This is a genomic window from Streptacidiphilus anmyonensis (assembly GCF_000787855.1).
GTDB lineage: Bacteria > Actinomycetota > Actinomycetes > Streptomycetales > Streptomycetaceae > Streptacidiphilus > Streptacidiphilus anmyonensis.
Window position 1 is genome coordinate 1 of record NZ_BBPQ01000118.1, and the last position, 16,326, is coordinate 16,326.

Genomic DNA, 16,326 nt, shown 5'->3' on the forward strand with positions numbered 1-16,326 from the left:
GCAGCGGACAGGGGCTCCGTGCGAGCGACACCGTTCCGTTCGCCCTCTGGTCGGCGGCGCACCACCTGGACGACCTTCCCGGCGCGCTGTGGTCCACGGCGGCGGGGCTCGGGGACGTCGACACGACCTGCGCGATCACTGGTGGGGTGGTCGCCGCGCGGACCGGTCTCGACGCGGTTCCGGCACTGTGGCGGTCACGCCGTGAGCCCTTGCCGGAATGGGTGGGTGAGGCTGCTGCCCCGGCGCCTGCCGGGGCTCAACTGTGAAGCTGAGCTTCAGCGTGATGGTTCGGGCGGTTCGTGCTCGCTCAGGCCGCTGAGCTGAACGGCGTCGCGCGGGCCCAGAGCCGGTCGAAGTTCTCCTCCAGCTCGGCCACCGTGTGGGCGTCGTCGACCATCAGTACCGGCCCTGGCTCGGCGCCCGGGGCCGGGTCGGCCGAGGGCAGGGTCAGCAGGGCGCGTTCGCGGTCGGTGAGGATCATGCGGGTCTCCACCGCCGCCGTCACCCGCGCCTCCTCGCCGGCCGCGGCGAACCGCGCGGCGCGCGCCACCAGTTGAGGGTTGCTCAGCAGGTCGGCGTGGTAGACGCAGCGCACCGTGCCGCCGCCGCGGGTGATGGTCTGGACGCGGTGCACCCAGCCCTCGTCGGCCAGGCCGTCGAACGGCGGCCGGGCGGTGGCCAGCACCGAGTGCTGGGCGTACTCGCGCCAGTGGTCCATGCGCGCGACGCCGCTGCGCTCCAGGCGTCGCGTGCACGGCGGGTGCCCGTTGCGGGCGGTCAGCCAGTCGGTGCGCAGTTCGGCGACGAGGTCGGTCGCGACGACCTCCAGCCGGGCCAGGCTGTCGCGGTGGGCCCGCATCAGGGCCGCCGCGGCGTTGGCCGGGTCGACCGCCCGGTACGCGGCCGGTTTGCCGGGGGTCTTGGCGACGAGTCCCTGGTCGATCAGCGAGCCGAGGACGTCGTAGATGCGCTGGCGTGGGACGCGGGTGGCGTCGGCCAGATCGGGGGCCGTCGCCTGCGGGAGCCGGGCCAGAGCGACATAGGCGCGGGAGGAGTACGACGTCAGTCCCAGGGTCTCGAGCGCCCGTTCGCTAAAACATGCTGCCGGTGTCATGCACCACTCATATCAGAGGGTGGGCCCCGGTTGCGAGCAGTGATCCTTCAACTACTGATCGCGCAAGTGGCCTGTCCCCGCGCTGGAGGACGGGCCACTTGCGCTCAGGCGTCCACCAGATGACGATCATGCATCATCCGTTGCCCGCAGCCCAATCGGCCTTGAGTGCCGCTCGAACACCTACGGGCGTAGAGCGGACTCCGACGCCTCGGACCGCGCCGGGGCGAAACCCGCCGGGCGGGCGGTGAACGTCCCGCGGCCCTGGGTCCGGCTGCGCAGGCGTGTCGCGTACCCGAACAGCTCCGCGAGCGGCACCGTCGCCAGGACGGTGCTGGTCGCGCCGCGTGTCGTCTGGTCGCCGATGCGGCCGCGACGCGCCGCGAGGTCGCCGAGGACCGAGCCGACGGCCTCCTCCGGCACCGTCACCGCGACCTCCGCCACCGGCTCCAGCAGCACCATCGCGCAGGAGCGCAGCGCCTGACGCAGCGCCAGCCGACCCGCCGTGCGGAAGGCCAGATCCGAGGAGTCCTTCACGTGCGTGGCCCCGTCGGTGAGGGTGACCCTGACGCCGGTCACCCGGTGCCCGCCGAGGGGACCCTCGGCCAGTGCGTCGCGGCAGCCCGCCTCGACCGCGCGGATCCACTCCTGCGGCACCCGCCCGCCGGTGACGGTGGACGCGAACACGAAGCCCTCGCCGGCGCCGGCGCCGGTGCCGCTGCCGGACGCCGGGACCAGCGGCTCGACGTCCAGCACGACCTGCGCGAACTGACCCGCGCCGCCGTCCTGTTTGACGTGCCGGTACAGCACACCGGACACCCCGCGCAGCACCGTCTCCCGGTAGCCGACCTGGGGACGGCCGACCCGCAGCTCCACCGCGTGGGCACGGCGCAGCTTCTCCACCGCCACCTCCAGATGCAGCTCGCCCATGCCCGACAGCACGGTCTGACCCGTCTCCGGGTCGGTCCGCACCGACAGCGACGGGTCCTCCTCGGCCAGCCGGGCCAGAAGGCCCGTCAGACGCTCGGAGTCCGTGCCGCGCACGGCCTCGACCGCGACCGAGACCACCGGCTCCGCCGTTCCCGGCGGCTCCAGCAGCAGCGGCGCGTCCGGCGCGCACAGCGTCGCACCGGCGCGGGCCGCCTTCGGGCCGACGACGGCCACGATGTCGCCGGCCACGGCCGCGTCGACGTCGGTGTGCCGGTCGGCCTGCACCCGCAGGATGCGGCCGACCCGCTCGGTGCGGCCGGTCCCGGCGTCCAGGACCGGGTCGCCCTTGCGGAGCGTGCCCGAGTACAGGCGCAGGAAGGTCAGCCGACCGGTCGGCGCCTGGGCCACCTTGAAGACCAGGGCCGCCAGCGGCGCTCCGGGGTCGGCGGCGCGCTCGACCGCGTCCCCGCGCGCGCCGTCGGCGTCTTCTGCGACGGCCGACGAGACGTCACGAGACGTCCGGGCCGACATCCCCTTCGCCGGAGGGACGTCCAGCGGCGAAGGCAGGTAGGAGACCACCGCGTCCAGCAGCGGCTCGATCCCACGGTTGCGATAGGCGGATCCACATAGCACCACCACCCCCTCTCCGGTGCAGGTCAGGTCTCGGAGCGCCGCGGCCAGCGACTGGTCGCCCAGCCGGCCGTCGGCGCAGAACTCCTCCAGCGCTCGCGGATGCAGCTCCGCGACCGCTTCTTCCAGCAGTCGGCGCCTGCGCAGCGCCTCGTCCCGCAACGGGTGCGGGATCTCGTCCACACGCAGGCCCGACACCGCGTCGGGCCAGGTCAGCGCGCGCAGCGCGACCAGGTCCACGACGCCGGTGAAGTGCTCCTCCGCGCCGATCGGCAGCTGCACCACCAGCGGAACCGTGTGCAGCCGCGCCCGGATCGAGGCCACGGCCGCGTCCAGGTCCGCCCCCGCGCGGTCGAGTTTGTTGACGAAGGCGAGACGCGGCACGCCGTGCCGGTCCGCCTGCCGCCACACGGCCTCGCTCTGCGGCTCGACGCCCGCCACCGCGTCGAAGACGGCGACCGCCCCGTCGAGCACGCGCAGGGCGCGCTCGACCTCGTCGGCGAAGTCGACGTGGCCGGGGGTGTCGATCAGGTTGATCCGGTGCCCGTCCCACTCGCAGCTCACGGCCGCGGCGAAGATCGTGATGCCGCGGTCGCGTTCCTGCGGGTCGAAGTCGGTGACGGTGGTGCCGTCGTGGACCTCACCACGCTTGTGGACGGCGCCTGTGGCGAAGAGGAACCGCTCGGTGACGGTCGTCTTCCCGGCGTCGACATGCGCGAGGATGCCCAGGTTCCGGACACGTGAGAGGGCGGAAAGGTTGAAGGGAACGGTGGTACGCACGGCCGAAGGCCTTTCAGGGTGATCCCGGCGAAGGACGGCGCGATTACCCCGCGGCGGCGCGAAAGAGTTGAGTCGTCAGACGGAGCCCACAGGGCTCCGGAACGTCAGGCGCGCACCGCGGTCCTCCGGTTCCGGCCGCGCAGCCGGCACCGGAGGACCCGGGACACCAGGATCACCTCGAACCGCGACAGGGAACCCGCGACAGCGGCGTTGTGGTCACGCACGGCACGGCTCCCCTCGGTTCGTCGTCGAAAGCAGTTCAGTCAGTCGGTCTCGGCCCCGTTACTGGTGGGGCGCTCGGTACGTGGACGAGTCTGGCAGTGGGCCGACTCGTCCCGCACCTCAATTTCCGTGCTCAGACCTTCAGTTCATCCGGGACGGCGGCCAGCGCCTCCTGGATCGCGGCGACCAGCGCCCGTGCCGACTCTGCGGTCAGCTCCAACGCGACCCGGCGGGCGGGGTCGCCGTCCGGGTCGGTCAGGTCGATGTTGAGGGTGTGCTCGGCCATGGCGTGCACGGGGTGGTCGAAGTAGACCGTCGCGCGGCCGGCGTGGAACCAGGAGCTGCCCGGTCCCTTCGCGCTGCCGTCCATGTCGGCGTGCACCGTCGTGTAGGTGCACATGCTCAGGCTCCCAGGTGGGTGGCGTAGAAGCGCTCGATGCGCTCCCAGCCGTCGTTCGCCGCGGCCACGTTGTAGCTGGGGCGCTCGTTGGCGAAGAACGCGTGCCCGGCGCCCTCGTAGCGGTGGAACTCGAACGGCTTGCCCAGGTCGGTCAGGATCCGCTCCAGCTCGTCGACCTGATCGGGGCTCGGGTAGCGGTCCTCCGCGCCGAACAGGCCGAGCAGCGGCGCGCGCAGGTTCGGCAGCTGCTCGACCAGGTTCGTGATCTTGAGCGGGAACTCGGTGGGCACCTCGCCGGTGACGAACGCGCCGTAGCAGTCCACCGCGGCGTCCACGTCCGTGTTGCACGCCGCGAGGACCGACTGGCGTCCGCCCGAGCAGTAGCCGATCACGCCGACCTTGCCGTTCGAGGTCGGCAGCGCGCGCAGGTACGCGGCCGCCGCGGCGACGTCGCCGACCAGCCGCTCGTCCGGCACGCCGCCCTGGGCGCGCGCGACCGCGGCCGCGTCGTCCGGCGACGCGCCCGGCGCCTCGCGGGTGTAGAGGTTCGGGCAGACGGCGTCGTAGCCCAGCTCGGCGAACCGGCGGGTGATCTCCTTCGAGCCGCGGTCCCAGCCGGGCATGTGGTGGATGACGACGACGCCGCCGCGACGGAACTCCGCCTCGGGACGGGCCACGTAGGCCTCGATCTCGTCACCGGCGTGGCCCGGCATGCGGACCAGGGTTGCGATCATGGATTCGTACATGCCGCCACCTATATCACGCACCGCTGAGTGTCCGTCGGAAGCGTCAATCTCTTCTTGACGATCGATGATCGTCAACTTACAGTTGACGCATGAGTCCACTCGACATCAGCCTCGCGGACCTGATCGCCCGTCTCGACGCGGAACTCCCCGACGCCGACGGGCTGGCCCGCATCAGCGAGGCGCGGCTGCGCGCCCAGACCCTGTCCGACCTCGGCGACCAGCTCGTCGACCACTACGTCAGCAAGGCCCGGAGCACCGGCGCGTCGTGGAGCGAGATCGGCGACGCCATCGGCGTGTCCAAGCAGGCCGCCCAGCAACGCCACAAGCCCGCCGCGTTCGAGGGGTTCACCGACCTCAGCCGCCACGTCGTCGTGCTGGCGCAGGAGGCCGCTCGGACGCACAGGCACGACTCCATCGGCACCGAGCACCTCCTGCTCGGCCTGCTCGGCGAACCGCGGGGCCTCGGGTACGAGCTGCTGCTGGCCGAGGCCGGCCCCGAGCAGCGCGTCCGCGACGCCGTCGAGGAGGCGCTGCCGCCCGGCGGGGAGAAGGCACTGCGGGGTCACATCGCGTTCCGCCCGGACAGCAAGGAGGCCATCGACCTCGCCCGCGCCGCCGCCGCCGACCTCGGCCACGACTGGGTCGGCACCGAGCACATGCTGCTGGGACTGATCCGCGCCGAGCAGAGCCCGGCCGCGCGGATCCTGCGCGATCTCGGCCTCACGCCGGACGTCCTGCGGGAGGCGGTCAGGGCCGAGATCGCCGAACGGCTCGCCGCAGGCCGTCAGTAGGCGCCGCCGGGCGTCGGGCCGGGCTGGCAGCGCGGGCACCAGTACACGACACGGTCCTGCGGCGGTGCGCCCAGGCGGGACTGGCGCACGGCCGCGCCGCAGCGGCGGCAGGGACGGTGGGCGCGGCCGTAGACCCAGTGCTGACGGTCGCGCCGCGCGTCGCCCGTCGTCACATGGCCGTGGCGCAGCTTGTTCGCCAGCAGCAGGTGGTGTGCCGCCCGCACCACCCGAGGCAGCTCCCCGACCTCGGCGACCGGCGTCCACGGCGAGACACCGGCCAGGAAGCACAGCTCGTTCGCGTACACGTTCCCGATCCCGGCGAGATTGCGCTGGTCCAGCAGCGCCTCACCGATGCCGCGGCCCGGCGCGGCCGCGAGGCGGCGCAGCGCCTCCGCCTCGTCCCAGTCGGGGCCGAGCAGATCCGGCCCCAGGTGGCCGACCGCCCGCGCCTCGGCGGCTGTCGGCAGCAGCTCGACCACCCCGAGCCGGTAGCCGACCGCGGTCCGCTCGGCGTTCCCGAGCACGGCCCGGATCTGGTGCTGCGCGCCGCCGGTCCACGGCTCACCGGCGGAGAAGACCCGCCAGCGGCCCTCCATCCGCAGATGCGTGTGGAGCGTCAGCCCGCCCTCGATCCGCGTCAGCAGGTGCTTGCCGCGCGGCGTCACGTCCAGGACCTCGCGCCCCACCAGGTCGGCCGTGGCATGCGCGGGCACCCGCAGCTCGGCGACCGTCAGCACCTGCCCCTCCAGCGCCCGCCGCAGCTCCCACGCCGTCCGATACACCGAATCACCCTCGGGCACCGGGCTCCTCCCGCCTCTGCCGCCTCTCGCCCCCAACTGCGCCCATCCTCGCACCCGGGACCGACAGCGGGCCGTGCAGCCACCGGCGGCGGAGCGCGGTCAGCGCACCTGGGTGACCCGCAGCTCCTCCCACGGCGTCCCGACGCCCGCCGCGACCGCGACCCGGTCCGTGCCAGCGGCGCAGAAGGCCACCCAGAAGCGGCCCGCGACGACCCGCGCCCCCGCACCGGCGCCGCCGGACGTGACCGCACCGGAGGTCGCGCCCGAGCCCGCGGCGCGCCCGAAGCGGACCTGAGGTGCCGCCCCGTCCGCCGGGAGGAGGCCCCAGGCCAGCACCGACGCGCCCGCCGCCGCGCGGCGGGCGCCGCGCAGCAGCTCGGCGGTCAGCGCGTTCTCGACCACGACGTCGAGCAGCCTCTCGTCGGCGTAGACCTCGAGCGCGAGCCTCCCGCGCGAGCCCTGGGCGAGCCGGACCGCCCACCCGTCGCCGAGCTCCAGGGCCCCGTCGACCCGCCCGATGCCCGACACCACGCCGTCCTCGCGCTCCAGCACCGTCATGGCCACTCCCGTCCACGTTCCGCCGTTCTGCCCCGCAGGCTAGGCACCGATCTTGTGGTTTCCCTGGGAGTCCCGGTCACCCGCCCGGCGGCGGCTCGTGGCGGGGTCGGCGGGGGAGAGCGAAGGTGGAGCTACGGCGGCGCGGAGGAGGTGACCGGGGGTCGTGGCCGACCAGGAGCACCACCGCAAGCCCTGGACCACGCACGCCTACTGGGGCGCGTACTTCCGGCGGCTGTGGGACCACGGCCGCCACGTGGAGATCATGCAGCGCTCGCTGGCCTTCGCGGCGCTCTTCTTCGTCACCCTCGTCCCGCTGCTGGTGGTGATCGCCGCGGCGGAGGGCTCGCACAGCAACAGCATCGCCCAGTGGGTGACCGACGCGCTCGGCCTCTCCGGCCAGGGCTCGGCCGCCGTCAAAGGGCTGTTCGTCACCCGCCGCCAGACGCTCAGCACGACCACCGCCGTCAGCCTCGCGGCGCTCGCGGTCTTCGGGATCTCCCTGATGGCCTCGGTCCAGGCCGCCTACGAGCGGATCTGGAACCTGCCGCGCGGACCCTGGCACACCACCTGGCGGCAGACCGTCGGCCTGGCGGGCCTGATCGGCTACATCCTGCTCGCGGAGTGGAGCGGCACGCCCGGCCAGCACACCCCGTTGCAGCCGGCGCTGCGGGTCGCCGCGACGGTGATCGGCGGCGTCGCGCTGTTCTGGTGGCTCCAGTGGCTGCTGCTCGGCTCGCGCATCCCGTGGTCGCGGCTGCTGCCGGGCGCGATCGCCACCGTCACCGCGCTGGCCGGGCTGCGGCTGTTCTCGCGCTTCGTGCTGGCGCCGCTGCTGGTCATGAACGCCGTCTCCTACGGCACGGTGGGCACCGTCCTGATCGTGCAGTCCTTCCTCATCGGCGTGGGCTACACCCTCTACGCCGGCTGCCTGGCCGGTCAGGCGCTGCCCCCGCCGGTCGACACCCCGCCGTCGGGCCTGCCTCCGCCGGACGCGCAGCCGCCGACCTCACCGCCCACCTCACCGCCGACCGCGCAGCCGCCGACAGCGCCGCCGTCGGCGTCCTGAGGTTCGGGGCGTCGAACGAACGGGCCGAGCCCGCGCGAGACGACGCGCGGGCCCGGCCCGGTGTTACGGAGAGGCTCGAGGTCAGCCCGCGTTCGCGCAGCCGTTGCCGAAGGCCGGGTTCAGCGCACCGATGACGTTCACGGTGTTGCCGCAGACGTTGACCGGGACGTGGAGCGGAACCTGGACCAGGTTGCCGGACAGGAAGCCCGGGGAGTTGGTGGCCGCGCCGTTCGCGGTGCTGCTGGCAGTCGCCATGCCGGCGGCCGCCGCGACAAGACCGGCTGCCGCCGCCGTCACCGCAAGGCCGCGCTGGGTGCTGCTCATGTGAGGTCGTCCCTTCGGGAACTGAGAATCGATCAGGTCCGCCGGCGCCGCTGGCCGCCGCGTCGACTTCCTGCCAACGCGCGGCCGCGGCCCGAGGACATGCCGTCCAGCCCCGTTTCACCCGGTCGGTTGATGCCGGGGACGACCCTGGCGTGTCACGGGGTGGACGAGGGCGTCAGTGGGTGTAGGGCTCCCAGGCGTGGCTGAAGTACCAGGTCGACTGGCTCACCCCGGAGCAGGAGTCGGACCCGCCGGTGCCGGGGCAGCCGCCGTTGTCGCGCTCGGAGGCCCACATGGAGATCTCGTCGATCCCCTTGCCGAGCGCCCAGCTGTAGACGGTCTTGGCGTCGGCGGTGGTGAACGTCTCGGGCTTGCCGTAGTCGTCGATGCCGGGCATCTCGGTGACGCCGACCATGGCCCAGCGCTGGGCGGAGCTCTTGGTCGGGTAGAGCGTGCCGAGCTCGTTGACCAGGCCCTGCGCGGCCGTCTCGGTCGCCGTCGCCATCTCGTGGGAGGAGCCGGTGTAGTAGTCGAAGGTCATGATGTTCACGACATCGATGCGGGTGTGGTCGGCCACCGCGTTCTTCAGCACCGCGGTGCCGCCGGAGTCGAGGCCGTTGTCGTTGGTCGGCAGCGTGTAGGAGAACTGCACGTGCCGCCCGTTGGCCGCGGCCCAGGACTCGACCGCGGTGATGGCCTTGTTGCGGCGGTCGATGCCCGCGCTGTTGGTGAGCGAGTTCTGCTCGACGTCGAAGTCCACCCGCGAGAGGTTGTACGTCGAGATCAGCTTCTCCAGCTGGGAGGTGATGGAGCTGACGCTGGTGCAGCTGTCGGCGAGCTCGGTGTCGGTGGTGTCCGCCGTGTAGCCGCCGAGCGAGGGTATGGCGTCCCCGCCGGCGGCGCGCAGCTTGGTGAAGGACGAGCCGTAGACGGAGGACGAGATCGGCTGCGAGCTGCTGCCGTTCCAGTACAGCGTGCAGGAGCCCTTCTTGGCGGTCTGCAGGAACGCCAGCGACACCCACTTGGCACCGGACTCGGCCGCCACGGTGGCCGGGTCGTCGCCGGTGTAGGTCTCGACGTAGGGCGCGAAGACATGGGTGGGGACGGTCGTCGCGGGGTGGGTCGTGGCGGGGTGGTTCGTCGCCGGGTGGGTGGTCGACGCCCCGGCGGGCGCGGCGGTGAGCGCGAGCGCGGCGACCAGGGCCAACGAGGTGGCGGCGGTGGCACACAGGGGAGCGGTGGGGCGCACGTGGAGCCTCCGAAATCCATATGGTTAGGAAACTTTACTTCCTGACATGTGCCTGTAGAGATATAGCGGTCGGCCGACGGGACGTCAACAGTGCGGACAAAGCGGGATGTCCGGCGCGTGCTCCGAGCGGGGGCGCGCGACCGGGCCGTGCGCTCCGTCGAATCCGCGAAAGCCTGGAACGCATCTACATCTACGCGTAGGTTGACGTCCCGCCGGGCCCCCTCCCGGCCCCGAACGGACCGATCGAAGGACCGTCAGATGTCCCAACCCGTTTTCAGCCCCTTGGAAGCACCCACGTCAGATCCGTTCCCCGCCCAGGCGCTCCACGCCTGCCAGGTGCTCGCCCACCTGCTCCAGCGCGTCCCGCGCCCGGAGAGTGTGCAGCTGTTCACCGCCGAGCACTGGTCGGCGCCCTGGCTGCAGATCCATCTCTATCCCGACCCCGACGACGCGCAGCTCTCCGCCTACCAGCAGGCGTTCGGCGGGCTCGTCACCCGCAGCCGCCGCCGCGACGGCGAGGCGCGCGCCGTCGTCTACAGTGAGCTCGCCACGGAGGTCGAGCGCGTCCGCGTCCAGGTGTGGAACGTCAACGAGTCCCCGTCGGTGATGCCCGCCCCCAGGTCGCCGGAGCCCAGGTCGCCGGAGCCGATTGCCGACCCCCCGGCCGAGGCCGTCGAGTCCGCTGACGTCTCCGACACCCGGTGCTCCGATCCCCTAGGCTCCGAGCCTGTCGACGCCTCCGGTCCCGCCCAGGTTGCCCTGCCTGCGCAGGAGTCCGAGGCCGCCGACCGGTCCGAGCCGCCCGTCGCACCCGTGGACGCGTCATGAACGCGCTGCTCGCCCGGCTGCTCGTGGTTCTCACGGCGTTGTCCGTGCTCGGCTGGCTCACCTGGGCCCTGTCCGCCTGGTACCTCTACCGGGTGCGCGCCCGACGCTTCGCCCGCGACGTCGAGCTGCTGCGGCCCGTCGCGGTCGCGCGCGACCGCGACTGGTTCGCCGCGTGCCTGGAGGAGCTGCACGCCTCCGTGGAACGCGACCTCGCCACGTCAGCCGGTGTCCGCGTGGGCGGCGAGCTCTGGCGGCAGGACGACCGGCTCGCCGCAGAAGCAGCGGAACCCCGACCAGGTGCGCTGCGCGCCGAGATCCCCGAGGACGGCGGCGGTCTGTTCGAGGGCCAGCGAGGGGTCAGGGCCGTCGCGCACCAGCACGCTGACCTCCAGCGGGTCCCAGACGACGGCATGGGTCGCGAGATCCACCACGCGGATCCGGATGCACATGGGGAGGCTCCTCACCAGGAGCAGGACGCGCGGGCAGGACGCGGTGGCGCCGGGTGCCGCGTCCCGGTGGACGGAACCGGGGGAAAGACGCTACTCCCACCGGAGTGACCTGTGTGGGAGTCGTGAAGGGCGAAGCGGGATATTCGGGAGCGAAGGCCGGGCCCGCGCGCCCCGCCGACCGGCGTACCCGATGCCCACCCGCCGCCCTGCGCGGGCGCGGACGGCTACCCTGCCGAGGGCGGCTACCCGGCCCGCCGCGCCCGGGGGAGTTTGGCGAGCGCCCGCGCCATCTCCACCAGGGCGCGCTGCTGGTCGGTGTCCAGGTCGCGGTAGATCTCCAGCAGTCGCGCCTCCCGCTCCGCGTCGAGGTCTGCGGGGGTGCGGCGCCCGGCCGCGGCGAAGACCCGCGCGGCGGGGTAGCCGGCGGGCAGGGCGTCCGCGAGCGCGCGCAGGTCGTCGCCGGCTATTCGGCCGCCGGCGCCGCGACGACCCGTCACCCAGGCGTTCAGCGTGGCGTAGGGGATGCCGGCCCGTTCGGCGATCCGCTTCTGCGTCAGCCCCGGGTTCTCGGCCAGGACATGGCGCAGCAGCGTGCCCAAGTCCTCGCCTGCCCGTACCGCCGGGGTCTGCATCGGTTCCACGCCGTCATTATCGAGGCAGCGCCGTGGCGATTCCTATGGTCGGTACACATCAAAGGGGTCTGTCAGGAGCACGGCGCGGCGCGCGCCCCCGGGGCCGCGCCCTGAGCTGCTACCTCTTCCGCGCCCCGGCGGCGTTGCCGGACCGGCTTGGCCGATCCGGCAACGCCGAAGGGACGGTGATGCTAAGGTGCCGCGCTGTCCGAGGCGCTGACGGTGGTTCGGCTCGCGGGCATCGCGTGCGGTGCCACGGCGCCACCGCGCATCAGGGCGCGCAGGCGCAGCGAGGCCAGCACCAGGAGCAGCACCTCGACGGCGATGGAGACGAGACCGAGCGGCTCGGTCCAGTTGCCCCGGTCGTCGTCGTAGTCGGGCAGGCCGGGTCCGCGCGAGAGCACGTAGCCGAGCAGCGGGCCGATGGCGACGCCGGCCGCGGTCACCCAGACCAGCGCCCGCTCGCCCAGGTCGCTGCGCGAGGCCAGGACCACGGCGCTGAGAATGCCGGCCGCCTCCAGCAGGTAGTATCCGACGCCGACGTAGCCGGGCGTCTTGTCGCCCGGGAAGCCGCCCTGGTCCTGGACGTGGATCCAGGCGACGGCCAGGCACAGCACGGCGGTCCAGGCCCGGACCCAGGACTGTGCGGTCGATCTGTCGTTCATGACGTCCTCCTCGTTCTCGCGCGCAGCACGCGTCAGCGGCACCCCGGTCAGTGGTGTCGCTGGCCTTCCCTTCCACTCTCGTTGATGACGCCATGTCATGCACGCGTTCGGGGACTACCCTGAGGTAACCCAGAGACCCCTCAGAACGAACTCCCAATCTCCCCCGCCGGTTTCGCACGGGCGGTCCGGGGCGAGGATCACCCACATGGTGAATACCGTGCCGCAGCCGTCCGCCGAGGTGCGTGAGGCCTTGGAGCAGGGCAGGCCCGTGGTCGCCCTGGAGTCCACGATCATCAGCCACGGGCTGCCCCGACCCGAGAACCTGCGCCTCGCCTTCGAGCTCGAGGAGATCGTCCGGGACGGGGGAGCCGTCCCCGCCACCGTCGCCGTGCTCGACGGCGTCGCCCGCGTCGGCCTCGACAAGGAGGAGCTGGAACGCCTCGGCACCCAGGACGGGCTGCGCAAGCTCGGCGTGCGCGACCTCGCCCCCGCGCTCGCGCTCGGGGCGAGCGGCGCGACGACCGTCTCCGCCACCGCGCACCTCGCCGCCCGCGCCGGCGTGCGGGTCTTCGCGACCGGCGGCCTCGGCGGCGTGCACCGCGACTGGGTCACCGAGCAGGACGAGTCCGCCGACCTCGGCCTGCTGGCCCGCACCGGGATCACGGTCGTCTGCGCCGGCGTCAAGTCCATCCTGGACGTGCCCGCGACGCTCCAGCGCCTGGAGACGCTGAGCGTGGCCGTCGTCGGCTACCGCACCGCCGAGTTCCCCGGCTTCTACCTCACCCGCTCCGGCCTGCCGGTCGACTGGACTCTGGAGAGCCCGGAGCAGGCGGCGCTGCTGATGCGCGCCCAGGAGGCGCTGGGAACGGACCGCTCCGCCCTGATCGTCGCCAACCCGGTCCCGCCGGAGCAGCAGCTCGACCCGGCCCTGCACGACCGCGTCCTCGCCGACGCCCTCACCGCCGCCCGTCGGGAGGGCGTGACCGGACAGGCCGTCACCCCGTTCCTCCTCGCCCACCTGGTCGAACACACCGGCGGCGCCTCACTGCGGGCCAACCTCACCGCCGTGCGCGGCAACGCGGCCCTCGCCGCGCGGATCGCCGCCGCCTACGCGGCGAGCGCGGCATGAGCGGGCAGGCCGCGCGCGGGCCCGAGGCCGGTCGGGCGGACGCGGGCAGCCCGGCCGCCGTCCCCGCGGTCGGGGGCCGGGCCTTCACCGGCCGACTGCTGGTCGTAGGCGACCTGGCCACCGACGTCGTCGCGGTGCACGACCACCCGCTCGCCGCGGCCACCGACACCGCCGCCCACGTCGTGCTCCGCCCCGGCGGCGCGGCCGCCAACGTCGCGGCCTGGGCCGCCGCGCGGGGAGCGGAGACCACGCTGCTCGCCCGGGTCGGCGCCGCGACGGCCGAGCAGCACCGCACCGAACTCCGGCGGGCCGGCGTCCGAGCCGCCCTGAGCGAGGACCCCGACCGACCCACCGCCACCGTCGTCTGCCTGGTCGACGCGACGGGGGAGCGCACCATGCTCAACGACCGCGGCGCGGGCGCGGCGCTCGGCCCCGCCGACTGGGACGAGGGCCTGCTCGACGACGCGGTCCGGGTCCACCTCTCCGGCTACCTGCTCTTCTCCGCGCCCGGCCGCGACCTCGCCGCCCTGATCCTCGCCGAGTGCCGCGCCCGGTCCGTTCCCGTCAGCGTCGATCCGGCCTCGGCCGGCCCCCTGGCCCACCTCGGACCGCAGACCTTCCTCGACCTGGTGCACGGCGCGGACGTGCTGCTCCCCAACCAGGACGAGGCTCGCCTGCTCGGCGGCCACGCCGACGCCGAGACGGCGGGCCTGCGCCTCGCGCAGCGGACCGGCGCCCTCGTCGTGGTCAAGCGCGGCCCGGACGGTGTGGTCCTGTGCCGTCCCGACGGCACGGTCCTCGGACGCGTCCCGGCACCGAAGGCGAAGGTCGTGGACACCACCGGCGCGGGCGACGCCTTCGCGGGCGCCTTCCTCGCGGCGCTCCTGACCGGCGCGCTCCCCGTCCCGGCCGCCGAGGCCGGCTGCGTCGCCGCCGCGCGCTGCGTCACCCACCCCGGCGCGCGCCCCACCTGACGGAGCGGCTCCGGCCGACGCGGCGGCCGTGGGCGGGTCGACCACCCCGTGCGGGCCGCGCGTCAGCGGTAGACCCGCACGCTCGACAGCTCGCTGGTGATGGGGGTCAGCGCGTCCGGTACGCGGCCCTCCTGGGCCGAGACGCTCAGGTTGACGACGAGGTACGCCCTCCAGTCGGACGGGACGCCCCGCCCGTCGCTGAAGACGGCCCGCATGTGCGCGGGCGAGCTGCCGAGATACCAGGTGACCGTGTCCCTCCCCAGCCGCGCGCCGACGTAGACCCACCGGCCGAAGCCGAGCAGACGGCTGTGCACCCACGCGTAGGCGTTGCCGCCGACGTGGTTGACCACCTCCGCGACGTCGGGCGTCTCGCCGTGCCACTCCAGGATGTCGACCTCGTTGCCGCCGTCCTTCCACGTCCACACGCCGGGCCAGGCGCCATGGCCGCCGCCCCCGTCGCGGGTCGGCAGACGGAGGTGGACCAGCACGAAGTCGCCGGGGCGCAGGGTGAAGCCGTTGCCCCCGCGGGAGCCGTCGCCCCAGGGCTCGGTCGTGAGCAGGCCGGCGGCCCACGCGCCGGCGGGCCTGCGCGTGACCGGGGTGGCGCGGAACTGGACGCCGCCTCCCTTGCCGAGTCTCACAGCGCCGGGCGTGACCTTGTCCAGCTTCCAGTTCTCGGGATTGGTCCGCCCGTTCGGGTACGCGGTCGAGTAGGTGGACCAGGTGGCTCCCCGGCTGCCCCAGTCGCGTTCGTGGAAGTCGTCACCGAAGACCAGGGAGGCGTGTGGTCCCGGTACGGACGGCGAGTGCGCCGCGGCCTGCTGCGGCGTCACCAGCGTCGCCGGGGGCAGGAACAGCGCGCAGCCGCCGAGGCCGATCACGAGTCGGCGAGGTATCCGGTAGCGAGGCACGGGCGTGTTCCCCCTCGGGGACGGCGGCGCGCGACGGCCTCTGCCGCGACCGTCCCTACCCAGCCAGGAGACCCTCCACCCGGCCCGTGCGCACGCCTCGCTGGGCCGTTCGGGCCCTCGGGTGACTGCGAGTCACGTGACGGGGGACCTCATCCGCCCCAGATGTCGGTGACCGGGCTACGCTGCGCGCTCTCGCCGATCGGCTGGAGGCCGTAGGCCGCCTCGAGCGTGCGCAGCAGCCGGTAGTGATCCAGCAGTTCGCCGTAGCGGCCCGCTTTCGTACCGGCGCCCACGACGAGGGTCGGGATGTGGTTGGAGGGCCCGTTGTCGTCCTCGTCCCAGGTGACGACGAGCAGGCTGTCATGGGTGCGTGCCCAGGACGCGTAGCCGGAGAGGTGCGCGCGCAGCCAGTCGTCGCCCTGGCGGACGGTGCCGTCGTGCATGTCGTGCTGCACGTTCGGGATGACGAACGAGAGCGTGGGCAGTGCGGCATAGCCCGTGGCGTCCGTCGGGAAGGCGTCGAAGGTGCGGTTGTCGGAGGCGGGGATGCCGGGGAAGTTGACCCACGGGTTGTGCCGACGCGCGTAGTCGCCGCTGTTGCAGCCGGTGAAGCCCGTCGAGGGCATCGACTCGGAGTAGCCGGCGAAGCCGAACCCCGCCCCGAGCAGCTCCGAGCCGAGGGTGGGACCGGTGAAGCTGTGCGGGCAGGAGTCGTCGGTCAGACCCTGTGTCGAGCCGGAGAACAGCGCCAGGTAGTTCGGCTCGCTCGGGTGCGCCACGGCGTAGGAGGCGGTGAAGGAGGCCCCCTGGGCGGCCAGCGCGTTGATGTAGGGGGCGTCCGCGCTGCCGATGATCTCGTCGTAGGAGTGGTTCTCCTCCATCACGACCACCACGTGCGCGGGCCTCGGCACCGTGGCCGCCGCCCCTGAGGCCGCAGGGGAGCCGCTCTGCGCTGCAAGCGACGACGACACCGCGGCCGGTTCCGCCGGCCCCCCACCGGACGAGCAGGCGCTCAGCGCCACCAGCGCGGCGGCGGCCACGGAGGCGGCGAGCGTGGAGCGAAAGCGCATACGGCCATCTTCCCGCAGGTCCGCCCCGGAGCGCGGCACCGCGCCCGGCCCCGTCGTGGCG

General features: G+C 73.5%; 19 protein-coding genes. 7 read left to right on the plus strand and 12 right to left on the minus strand.

Annotated elements, in window-relative coordinates:
• On the plus strand, positions 1 to 266 hold a 266-nt coding region (locus TR50_RS41020), incomplete at its 5' end, for an ADP-ribosylglycohydrolase family protein (protein WP_042435329.1).
• A 41-nt stretch (positions 267 to 307) separates the two neighbouring features.
• Here the strand turns inward: TR50_RS41020 and TR50_RS43440 are convergent.
• The 4 genes from TR50_RS43440 to TR50_RS41040 all read right to left on the minus strand — a co-directional run bounded on the left by TR50_RS43440 (position 308) and on the right by TR50_RS41040 (position 4,819).
• A complete protein-coding gene (locus TR50_RS43440) occupies positions 308 to 1,114 on the minus strand; it encodes a TrmB family transcriptional regulator (RefSeq protein ID WP_052441878.1) in 807 nt (268 codons plus the stop codon).
• 180 nt (positions 1,115 to 1,294) lie between these two features.
• Positions 1,295 to 3,451 carry an elongation factor G gene (gene fusA / locus TR50_RS41030; RefSeq protein ID WP_042435331.1) on the minus strand — a complete coding sequence of 719 codons (2,157 nt, stop codon included), beginning with the start codon at positions 3,449 to 3,451 and terminating at the stop codon, positions 1,295 to 1,297.
• A gap of 355 nt (positions 3,452 to 3,806) precedes the next feature.
• Positions 3,807 to 4,073 carry a DUF6295 family protein gene (locus tag TR50_RS41035; RefSeq protein ID WP_042435333.1) on the minus strand — a complete coding sequence of 89 codons (267 nt, stop codon included), beginning with the start codon at positions 4,071 to 4,073 and terminating at the stop codon, positions 3,807 to 3,809.
• Positions 4,074 to 4,075: 2 nt separating this feature from the next.
• Positions 4,076 to 4,819, minus strand: coding sequence for a dienelactone hydrolase family protein (locus tag TR50_RS41040; RefSeq protein WP_042435335.1), 744 nt, complete (start codon positions 4,817 to 4,819; stop codon positions 4,076 to 4,078).
• An 89-nt stretch (positions 4,820 to 4,908) separates the two neighbouring features.
• Between TR50_RS41040 and TR50_RS41045 the strand changes: the two genes are divergently transcribed.
• Entirely contained in the window at positions 4,909 to 5,610 is a 702-nt protein-coding gene (locus TR50_RS41045; RefSeq protein WP_052441879.1) for a Clp protease N-terminal domain-containing protein, read from the plus strand.
• Here TR50_RS41045 and TR50_RS41050 read toward each other — a convergent pair.
• A complete protein-coding gene (locus TR50_RS41050) occupies positions 5,604 to 6,410 on the minus strand; it encodes a DNA-formamidopyrimidine glycosylase family protein (RefSeq protein WP_042435337.1) in 807 nt (268 codons plus the stop codon). The two genes, TR50_RS41045 and TR50_RS41050, sit on opposite strands and share 7 nt — an antisense overlap.
• A gap of 99 nt (positions 6,411 to 6,509) precedes the next feature.
• Positions 6,510 to 6,968 (minus strand): hypothetical protein, encoded by a 459-nt coding sequence (locus tag TR50_RS41055; protein ID WP_042435339.1) that lies wholly within the window; start codon positions 6,966 to 6,968, stop codon positions 6,510 to 6,512.
• 163 nt (positions 6,969 to 7,131) lie between these two features.
• Here TR50_RS41055 and TR50_RS41060 point away from each other — a divergent pair, with 163 nt between their 5' ends.
• On the plus strand, positions 7,132 to 8,034 hold the full coding sequence (locus TR50_RS41060; RefSeq protein WP_063775258.1) for a YihY/virulence factor BrkB family protein: 903 nt from the start codon (positions 7,132 to 7,134) through the stop codon (positions 8,032 to 8,034).
• An 81-nt stretch (positions 8,035 to 8,115) separates the two neighbouring features.
• Here the strand turns inward: TR50_RS41060 and TR50_RS41065 are convergent, their stop codons facing one another.
• Together TR50_RS41065 and TR50_RS41070 are read right to left on the minus strand one after the other, a co-directional pair.
• A complete protein-coding gene (locus TR50_RS41065; RefSeq protein ID WP_042435341.1) occupies positions 8,116 to 8,358 on the minus strand; it encodes a chaplin in 243 nt (80 codons plus the stop codon).
• Between the two features lie 175 nt (positions 8,359 to 8,533).
• The gene (locus tag TR50_RS41070) at positions 8,534 to 9,607 is read right to left on the minus strand and encodes a chitinase (RefSeq protein WP_052441880.1); all 1,074 of its coding nucleotides are present in this window, start codon (positions 9,605 to 9,607) and stop codon (positions 8,534 to 8,536) included.
• 258 nt (positions 9,608 to 9,865) lie between these two features.
• On the opposite strand from TR50_RS41070, the gene TR50_RS41075 reads away from it, so the two are divergent.
• Complete coding sequence (locus tag TR50_RS41075; RefSeq protein WP_042435343.1) at positions 9,866 to 10,435, plus strand: hypothetical protein; 570 nt, start codon at positions 9,866 to 9,868, stop codon at positions 10,433 to 10,435.
• On the plus strand, positions 10,432 to 10,992 hold the full coding sequence (locus TR50_RS41080; RefSeq protein WP_042435347.1) for a hypothetical protein: 561 nt from the start codon (positions 10,432 to 10,434) through the stop codon (positions 10,990 to 10,992). Before TR50_RS41075 ends, TR50_RS41080 begins: the two co-directional genes overlap by 4 nt.
• Positions 10,993 to 11,126: 134 nt before the next feature.
• Here TR50_RS41080 and TR50_RS41085 read toward each other — a convergent pair whose 3' ends face one another.
• On the minus strand, positions 11,127 to 11,525 hold the full coding sequence (locus TR50_RS41085; protein WP_052441881.1) for a helix-turn-helix domain-containing protein: 399 nt from the start codon (positions 11,523 to 11,525) through the stop codon (positions 11,127 to 11,129).
• A 182-nt stretch (positions 11,526 to 11,707) separates the two neighbouring features.
• Positions 11,708 to 12,181 (minus strand): hypothetical protein, encoded by a 474-nt coding sequence (locus TR50_RS41090; RefSeq protein ID WP_236654813.1) that lies wholly within the window; start codon positions 12,179 to 12,181, stop codon positions 11,708 to 11,710.
• Positions 12,182 to 12,386: 205 nt separating this feature from the next.
• Here TR50_RS41090 and TR50_RS41095 point away from each other — a divergent pair, with 205 nt between their 5' ends.
• Together TR50_RS41095 and TR50_RS41100 are read left to right on the plus strand one after the other, a co-directional pair.
• Positions 12,387 to 13,310, plus strand: coding sequence for a pseudouridine-5'-phosphate glycosidase (locus TR50_RS41095; protein ID WP_042435349.1), 924 nt, complete (start codon positions 12,387 to 12,389; stop codon positions 13,308 to 13,310).
• Positions 13,307 to 14,284, plus strand: a complete 978-nt coding sequence (locus TR50_RS41100) for a carbohydrate kinase family protein (protein WP_042435351.1) — start codon at positions 13,307 to 13,309, stop codon at positions 14,282 to 14,284. The genes TR50_RS41095 and TR50_RS41100 overlap by 4 nt, the downstream gene beginning before the upstream one ends.
• Positions 14,285 to 14,346: 62 nt before the next feature.
• Here the strand turns inward: TR50_RS41100 and TR50_RS41105 are convergent, their stop codons facing one another.
• Positions 14,347 to 15,195: a beta-glucanase gene (locus TR50_RS41105; protein WP_152648923.1), complete on the minus strand. Its 849-nt coding sequence runs from the start codon at positions 15,193 to 15,195 to the stop codon at positions 14,347 to 14,349.
• A 149-nt stretch (positions 15,196 to 15,344) separates the two neighbouring features.
• Positions 15,345 to 16,265 (minus strand): alkaline phosphatase family protein, encoded by a 921-nt coding sequence (locus tag TR50_RS41110; protein ID WP_084701873.1) that lies wholly within the window; start codon positions 16,263 to 16,265, stop codon positions 15,345 to 15,347.
• Between the last annotated feature and the right edge of the window lie 61 nt (positions 16,266 to 16,326).

Excerpts from the sequence above, each read along its gene's own strand:
- TR50_RS43440 (WP_052441878.1), bottom strand. The coding sequence starts at position 1,114 with ATGACACCGGCAGCATGTTTTAGCGAACGGGCGCTCGAGACCCTGGGA.
- TR50_RS41035 (WP_042435333.1), bottom strand. The coding sequence starts at position 4,073 with ATGTGCACCTACACGACGGTGCACGCCGACATGGACGGCAGCGCGAAG.
- TR50_RS41040 (WP_042435335.1), bottom strand. The coding sequence starts at position 4,819 with ATGTACGAATCCATGATCGCAACCCTGGTCCGCATGCCGGGCCACGCC.
- TR50_RS41045 (WP_052441879.1), top strand. The coding sequence starts at position 4,909 with ATGAGTCCACTCGACATCAGCCTCGCGGACCTGATCGCCCGTCTCGAC.
- TR50_RS41055 (WP_042435339.1), bottom strand. The coding sequence starts at position 6,968 with ATGACGGTGCTGGAGCGCGAGGACGGCGTGGTGTCGGGCATCGGGCGG.
- TR50_RS41065 (WP_042435341.1), bottom strand. The coding sequence starts at position 8,358 with ATGAGCAGCACCCAGCGCGGCCTTGCGGTGACGGCGGCGGCAGCCGGT.
- TR50_RS41075 (WP_042435343.1), top strand. The coding sequence starts at position 9,866 with ATGTCCCAACCCGTTTTCAGCCCCTTGGAAGCACCCACGTCAGATCCG.
- TR50_RS41080 (WP_042435347.1), top strand. The coding sequence starts at position 10,432 with ATGAACGCGCTGCTCGCCCGGCTGCTCGTGGTTCTCACGGCGTTGTCC.
- TR50_RS41090 (WP_236654813.1), bottom strand. The coding sequence starts at position 12,181 with ATGAACGACAGATCGACCGCACAGTCCTGGGTCCGGGCCTGGACCGCC.
- TR50_RS41095 (WP_042435349.1), top strand. The coding sequence starts at position 12,387 with ATGGTGAATACCGTGCCGCAGCCGTCCGCCGAGGTGCGTGAGGCCTTG.
- TR50_RS41100 (WP_042435351.1), top strand. The coding sequence starts at position 13,307 with ATGAGCGGGCAGGCCGCGCGCGGGCCCGAGGCCGGTCGGGCGGACGCG.
- TR50_RS41110 (WP_084701873.1), bottom strand. The coding sequence starts at position 16,265 with ATGCGCTTTCGCTCCACGCTCGCCGCCTCCGTGGCCGCCGCCGCGCTG.